Origin of the sequence: Paeniglutamicibacter sp. ORCA_105 (assembly GCF_045798545.1) — a bacterium.
Taxonomy (GTDB): Bacteria; Actinomycetota; Actinomycetes; order Actinomycetales; family Micrococcaceae; genus Paeniglutamicibacter; species Paeniglutamicibacter sulfureus.
In genome coordinates, this window is sequence record NZ_JBIXLM010000073.1 from 1 (window position 1) to 6,967 (window position 6,967).

At 66.2% G+C, this 6,967-nt stretch carries 7 protein-coding genes; 3 read left to right on the forward strand and 4 right to left on the reverse strand.

Annotation, left to right across the window (positions count from 1 at the left end; all coding sequences use genetic code 11):
• The 4 genes from ACIPUB_RS19840 to ACIPUB_RS19855 all read right to left on the reverse strand — a co-directional run.
• Nucleotides 1-504: ABC transporter permease (locus ACIPUB_RS19840; protein ID WP_407608958.1), on the reverse strand; the 504-nt coding region annotated here is incomplete at its 3' end.
• Nucleotides 501-1,238 (reverse strand): ABC transporter permease, encoded by a 738-nt coding sequence (locus tag ACIPUB_RS19845; protein ID WP_407608959.1) that lies wholly within the window; start codon nucleotides 1,236-1,238, stop codon nucleotides 501-503. The genes ACIPUB_RS19845 and ACIPUB_RS19840, both read right to left, overlap by 4 nt.
• On the reverse strand, nucleotides 1,235-2,302 hold the full coding sequence (locus ACIPUB_RS19850) for an ABC transporter ATP-binding protein (protein WP_407608960.1): 1,068 nt from the start codon (nucleotides 2,300-2,302) through the stop codon (nucleotides 1,235-1,237). Before ACIPUB_RS19850 ends, ACIPUB_RS19845 begins: the two co-directional genes overlap by 4 nt.
• A gap of 140 nt (nucleotides 2,303-2,442) precedes the next feature.
• Nucleotides 2,443-3,369 (reverse strand): ABC transporter substrate-binding protein, encoded by a 927-nt coding sequence (locus ACIPUB_RS19855; RefSeq protein ID WP_407608961.1) that lies wholly within the window; start codon nucleotides 3,367-3,369, stop codon nucleotides 2,443-2,445.
• A 422-nt stretch (nucleotides 3,370-3,791) separates the two neighbouring features.
• Between ACIPUB_RS19855 and ACIPUB_RS19860 the strand changes: the two genes are divergently transcribed.
• From ACIPUB_RS19860 to ACIPUB_RS19870, 3 genes are all read left to right on the forward strand, one after another.
• Nucleotides 3,792-5,075, forward strand: coding sequence for a DNA-processing protein DprA (locus ACIPUB_RS19860; protein ID WP_407608962.1), 1,284 nt, complete (start codon nucleotides 3,792-3,794; stop codon nucleotides 5,073-5,075).
• Nucleotides 5,076-5,145: 70 nt separating this feature from the next.
• A complete protein-coding gene (locus tag ACIPUB_RS19865) occupies nucleotides 5,146-6,129 on the forward strand; it encodes a tyrosine recombinase XerC (protein WP_407608963.1) in 984 nt (327 codons plus the stop codon).
• Between the two features lie 132 nt (nucleotides 6,130-6,261).
• Nucleotides 6,262-6,765: a DUF3145 domain-containing protein gene (locus ACIPUB_RS19870; protein WP_407608964.1), complete on the forward strand. Its 504-nt coding sequence runs from the start codon at nucleotides 6,262-6,264 to the stop codon at nucleotides 6,763-6,765.
• Nucleotides 6,766-6,967: the final 202 nt, after the last annotated feature.

Genomic DNA, 6,967 nt, shown 5'->3' on the forward strand with positions numbered 1-6,967 from the left:
ACCCAAATTCACGTAGGCGGCGATCGTGGCCGTGGCCACGACCTGCAGGATCGCCCCGCGCATCCCGCCCAGGATCAGCGGCAGCGCCAGGGGAAGTTCGACCTGCAGGATGATCCGCGAGTCCTTCATGCCGATGGCCCGCGCTGCATCCACCACCGAGGGCTCGACGTTGGCCACCCCCGCGTATACCCCTGCCAGGATCGGCGGGATCGCGATCAACACCAGGGCTGCCAGCGGCGGCAGCAATCCGATGCCCATCAGGAGCACCAGCAGCGTCATGATGCCCAGCGAGGGCAGCGCCCGCAGCACGTTGGAGGCCGACACCAGGAACACCGTCCCGGTTCCCGTGTGTCCAATGAACAGGCCGACAGGGAAAGCGATGACTGCTGCGGCCAGGACCGCGAGAAGGGAATACCAGAGGTGTTCGCCCAGTCGGGCGAGGATTCCCGCGTCCCCGGACCAGTTCGCGGCGTCGGCGAAGTAGGAGAGCATCTCGTTGATCATTTGCCCGCCTCCCGGGCCGCGGGATCCGCAGCCGCCGGGACGACCGGTTTTTCGCGCCCGTTGGCAGGCCGACGCCTGCTCGTGGAATCTGACGGGGCTGCACCGCTGTGCAGCCAGGGGGTCAGCAACCGGGCTGCGCCGGCGATGAGGCGGTCAAGGACCAGCGCGAGCGCGAGGATCACGATGATGCCGGCCAGGATCTGGTCGGGGTAGTTGCGCTGGTATCCGGCCACGAACAGCTGGCCCAGCCCGCCGACGCCGATCACGGCGCCCACGGACACCAGCGACACGTTTGTCACCGCCGCGACCCGCGTGCCGGCGGCCAGCGGTGCCACGGCCAACGGCAGGTCCACGAACACCCTGCGCCGGGCGCGGGAGTAGCCCAGCGCCTCGGCCGCGTTCAGGACCTCCGGGGCCACCGCGTCCAAGGCGTCGAACACCGTGCGCACCAACAAGGAGGCCGAGTACAGGCTCAGTGCGATGACCACGTTCAGCGGGTCAAGGATCTGGGTGCCGATGATCGAGGGGATCACCACGAACAGGGCCAGCGAGGGGATGGTGAAGATCGCGCTGGCCACCGCGGTGATCGCGGCCCGGGCGCGCGGCTTGTTTCCGAAGACCAGCCCGAGGGCCAGTGCAACGACCACGCCCACCATGGTGGGGACAATGCTCAGGTACAAGTGTTCGAGCGTGAGTGCCCAAGCCTGCCCGGTATTGTCCAGCAGCCACCTCATGCCGGGTTCCGCACGCCGTGGCGCAGGTAGGGTGCCAGGTCATCGATGGTCACACAGGCGGTCGGCACCGAGTCGCCGTTCAGCAACAGTGCCGCCGAGACCGGGGAGGCCAGCACCGCATCAAGTGCCGAGCGCACCGTGTCCCCGCGTCGGACCGCGCCGCCGGCAGCAAACTCCGCCCCCGTGGGATCGATCCACACCGCCCTGCCCTTCGCGGTGTCCAGCCGTAGCTTCCATCCCGGTGCGAGCGTCCCCAGATCGATCAGGTTGTCGGCGCCGGGAGCAGGAAGCGCGGTGGCCTGCACGTCCTGGAGCGTGGCGAAGGACAGCTGGCGGAAGCCACGGTCCTTGGAGACCATTGAGGCGACAAAGTCGGTGGCCGGCCGCGTGAGGATCTGAAGCGGCGGAGCATATTGGTGAAGAACCCCGCCGGGGGCCAGCACCGCGATCCGGTCGCCCAGGGTGAGTGCCTCGTCGATGTCGTGGGTGACCATCACGATGGTTTTCTTGATCTCCGCCTGGAGGTGCCGGACCTCCTGCTGCAATTCAAGGCGCACGATCGGGTCCACCGCGCTGAAGGGCTCGTCCATGAGCAGGATCGGCGGATCGGCGGCCAGGGCACGGGCCACGCCTACGCGTTGCTGCTGCCCGCCGGATAGTTGTGCGGGGTAGCGGTTGGCCATCGAGGCGTCCAGCCCCACCCGTTCCATCGCCTCGTACGCCTTGGTGCGGGCCTGGGCCTTGGAGAGTCCCAGCAGGCGCTGGACGGTTGCCACATTGTCCACCACGGTGCGGTGCGGAAACAGGCCTGCATTCTGCAGCACGTAGCCGATGCCCAGGCGCAACGTGACGGCCCGGATGTCCGCAACGTCCTGGTCGTCGATGCGGATTCGGCCGCTGCTGGGGGTGACCATGCGGTTGATCATGCGCATCGAGGTGGTCTTGCCGCAGCCGCTGGGCCCGACCAGGACCGTAAACGAACCGGTGGGAATTTCCAGGTCCAGGTCGGTCACGGCCTGGGTGCCGCCGGGATAAGACTTGGACACTGATTCGAAGGTAATCATCGCTGGTTCTCGGGTCCTATCGGTGGCGGTGCGGCGCGAAAAGCGGTCAAAAATGGGTTGCTCCCACCGGCGGGAGAGAGCAATCACCCCCGAGTCGAACAAGTGTTCTAATCTTGTCGATTCGGGGGCGAGGACAGGAGCTAGTTGCCCAGCAGTCCTTGGTCCGTTAGCCAGGTTATGGCCGCCTGCTTTGGTTCCACCTTGGCGCTGCCGGAGACCTGTTCGTTGAGCTTGATCAGCTCCTCGGTGCTCAACTTCGCCGAAATTGCATCAAGGGTCTGCACCGCCGTCTCATCGAGCTTGTCCGCGGCGGCCACCGGAACGACCTGCTGCGCGGGGAAGTTGTTCTTGGGATCTTCCAGCACGACCAGGTCGTTGGCCGGGATCGCCGTGCTCGTGGTGAAGATGTTCGCGGCGGTGACCTTGCCGTCGAGCAACGCCTTCACGGTTGCAGGACCGCCGCCATCGGAAATCGGCTCGAACTTGGAAGGCACGAATCCGTAGTTCTTCTCCAGCCCCGGCAGGCCCACGGGACGCTTGTTGAACTCGGGCGGACCGGCCATGACCACCTCGTCGTTGTGTGCCGCAAGGTCCTCGATGGTCGTGAGGGACCACTTGTCGGCGGTGGCACGGGTGACCACCACCGCGTCCTTGTCCTCCGCCGCGGCCGGGGTGAGCATGGTCAGGTTCTTGGCCTCCAGAACCGCAGGAAGGGCCGAAAGGATCGATGCAGGTGAGCTGACATCGGCATCTTCGTCCAGGGCCAGCAGCAGGTTGCCGGTGTAGTCGGGGATCAGGTCGATGGAGCCGTCCTCCAGCGCCGGGATGTAGGCCTCGCGGGTGCCGATGCGGAACTTGGTCTCAACCGTGTACCCCTTGTCCTTCAATGCCTCTGCGTAGAGGTTGCCGATGATCTCGGATTCGGTGAAATCCGCGGAGGACACGGTCAGCGTTTGGCCTGTGGCGCCCGATTCATCCGGCGCAGGAGCCGCCGTGGGATTGGAGCAGCCGCTGAGAACCAACGAACCGGCCACCACAGACAGGGCGGCGATAAAAGGAAGCTTCATGCGTTTCATGTGTCAGGCCTAGTTCCGTTTCAGTTGTATCTACCGGCAGGTCCGCCCCGGATGCACGTGACCGTCGGTAGGCGGGCTGAACCTATCGTTACCTATTTGGCATCCGACTAGCAACATCCCGACACGTCCCACACACGATATTGTCGAATCGGCACCGGGCCTGGGCCGCCCGCAGAGTGCTTCCACGAGGTCCCTGCCGACTTGCCCACACAGCATTGCACCCGGCTCGAGGCCCCCTGCCTGGTTCCCCAGATCGCGCTTGGACGCCTCCAGGGCTCCTTGGGTGGGAGGCACGATGAAGGCAGCACCACAGACGCTCCCGCCCGGCACCCACGCACCCTCCCGTGCGCGATACCGGGGATCAAGTGCAAACCCCGCCCGGGAGCATCCAACGAGCCGGAAGCCACGCAGACATGAGCAATGCAGACCCGGAGGTCTTGGCACGCGCCGGCCTCACCCACATCATCGAACCCAACGACCAGACTGGATCGGCACTCGTGCAGGTCAGCGGAGCGGTGGAAGCGTACCGCATCATCCGCGACCACACCGGCCCGGCCCCGGCCCACGAACAGCAACAGGTCGCCGAACTGCTCGACGCACACGGAGCCAGCCGCGCGAGCCTGCGCCTGGATGCCGGACTCGAACGCTGGCGCCCCCGCGCCGCGCTCGCGGACCCCCAGTCAGACCTCAAGCTCATGTCCACGCTCGGGGGAGGGATCATCCACCCGGGAGACGGGAACTGGCCCCAGGGGTTCGAGGCCCTCGGCCTGGCCGCACCACTCGCCCTCTGGTACCGCGGCATCGGCAACCTCGCCATCCTGCGTGATCCCGCCCGGCTCGCCGCGATCGTCGGATCCCGCGACGCCACCGAATACGGACGCACCGTCACCGCGGAACTGGTCCACGGGCTACGGGCACGCGGGATCTGCATCGTGTCCGGGGGAGCGTATGGCATCGATGCACAGGCCCACCAGGCGGCGCTCGCCGAAGATCCACCCGCCCGCACCCGCCCGGGCGAACCCCCGCTACCTGCCACGATTGCTGTCATGGCAGGGGGATTGAACCGCTTCTACCCGGTCGGCAACGACGACTTGCTCAGGGCCGTCCATCGCCAGGGACTGCTCATCGCCGAGGTCGCCCCCGGTGCCACGCCAACGCGATGGCGGTTCCTCCAGCGCAACAGGTTGATAGCCGCCCTTTGTGCTGCAACCGTAGTCGCCGAGGCACGCTGGCGCTCCGGGGCACTGAGCACTGCACGCCACGCGGCGGAAATGGGCCGAGAAGTAGGCGCGATCCCGGGGTCCGTCTTCTCCGCCAACTCCGCAGGCTGCCACCGACTCATCAGGGAGGGCGCGGCCATCCTCGTCACGGATGCCGCCGAGGCACTCGAACTCCTCAAACTCCCCGATCCCGCTCCCGCGGACGTCCCAGCCCAACGGGCCGGCAACGACAGGGAAGAACCACGGGACTACGACGGACTGGCGATTCAGGATCTGCTGCTCCTTGACGCCCTGCCCATACGGTCCCCGCGCACCGCCGACCAGCTGGCGGCGCTCGCCGGACTCGGAATGGGAGCCATCCTCGGCGGACTCTCGCGCCTGTCCACGCGCGGACTGGCCGAACGCTCCGGCACCGGATGGATACGCCGCTTCCCCAACGGCAGGGAACCGCAACGCGGAGCACCGGAACCGCACTGAGACATGCCGGAAGCGCATCCACCGGCGTGGCACCGTTGTCCCAACACGGGGTACGGGAGACAGTAGAGACGTGCCAGAGCCAATCGAACAAACCAACGAAGCCACACGGCTGCCCGCCGAGCTCCAAAGAGCCCACGACGGCTTCCTGCGATACATGGCCCTTGAGCGCGAACGCAGTGAACACACCTTGCGCGCCTACGGCAGCGACATCGGCAATCTCTACGCCTACGCCATCCCGCGCGGCGCCACGACCCTGGCAGGCCTGGACCTCACCCTCCTACGCGCCTGGCTCATGGCCCTGCAGGAATCAGGACTCGCCCGAGCCACCCTGGCCCGTCGCTCCGCCACCATCCGCAGCTTCCTCACCTGGGCAGTGCGCGAAAACCTCATCGCCACCAATCCCGCCATCCGGCTGAAATCGCCCAAGCGCGAACAACGTCTCCCGCACATCCTGCAGAACAACCAGATCGAACGCATCTTCAAGCCCATTCCCGAGCCTCAGGGCACACCAGGGGCCAACGCCCCTGAGCCCACCCGCGAACAGCTCGCGCTCGCCGACCGCGACAAACTCATCCTGGAGTTGCTCTACGCCACCGCCATCCGCGTGGGGGAGCTGGTGTCATTGGACATCAACGATGTCGACCTGGACCGACGCACCCTACGGGTGATCGGAAAGGGCAACAAGGAACGCACCGTGCCCTTCGGGCAGCCTGCCATGAACGCCGTTGACGACTGGCTGCGGCGTGCCCGACCGGTCCTCCGGACGGACGACTCCGGTCGCGCCTTGCTGCTGGGCCGCCGAGGCAAGCGGCTGGATGCCCGACAGGCGCGCCAGGTGGTTTCCAACGCGCTGGCGGCACTGGGGGACACCGCTGCCCGCGGTCCCCACTCACTTCGCCACAGTGCGGCAACGCACCTCTTGGACCGCGGGGCGGACCTGCGCGCGGTCCAGGAGATCCTGGGACATTCCTCGCTGGCCACCACGCAGCTTTACACCCACGTTTCCATCGAACGGCTCAAGGAGAGCTATCAAAGGGCCCATCCGCGCGCATAATCCGAAGTCATGGTCGGAAGCCGCTGGCCGAACGCCGTATAATCGTGCACAATACTAATCAGGACTTGTTTGACTTCGGATCAGGGTTGTTGACGTTGGGGAAGACGTTCCAACAGCACATCGGAGGAAAGCATGTCTGACGCACTGACCAGGGGCGTACTTTTCGTACACTCGGCCCCTTCAGCGCTGTGCCCGCACATCGAGTGGGCGATCGGTTCCGTTGTCGACCAGCGGACCGATCTGCACTGGACCGAGCAGAGCGCCGCCCCGGGCATGTCCCGGGCGGAAGTCAACTGGACCGGCAAGCCCGGTACCGGTGCTCTTTTGGCGTCCGCACTTCGCGGCTGGGCACACCTGCGCTACGAGGTCACCGAGGAAGCAAGTCCCGGTGTCGATTCGAGCCGTTGGTCCCATACCCCGGATCTGGGGATCTTCCACGCCACCACTGATGCCGCCGGCAACATCATGGTCAGCGAGGAACGCATCCGCTGGGCTTATGAAAAGGGCGCCGGCGATCCCGCGATTGTCTACCAAGAACTCTCGATTGCCCTCGGCGAGGCCTGGGACGAGGAGCTAGAGCCCTTCCGCTACGCAGCAGAGGGTGCGCCCGTCCGTTGGCTGCACCAAGTCATCTGACCACCCTGTTCTATCACGCTACCGCCAACGTAGTCATCGACCACTCCTCCTGGTCGATGAACCAACCGGTGTAATCCTCTACCTGCCGACAAATCGACCCGTAGTGGTCTCACCCGATGAGGTGGCGGCTGCAAGGTTCGCCTGCAGGCTTATATGCAAAGAGCGGTTGGGGGGGGGGGGGGGGGGGGCGGAGGGGGGGCGG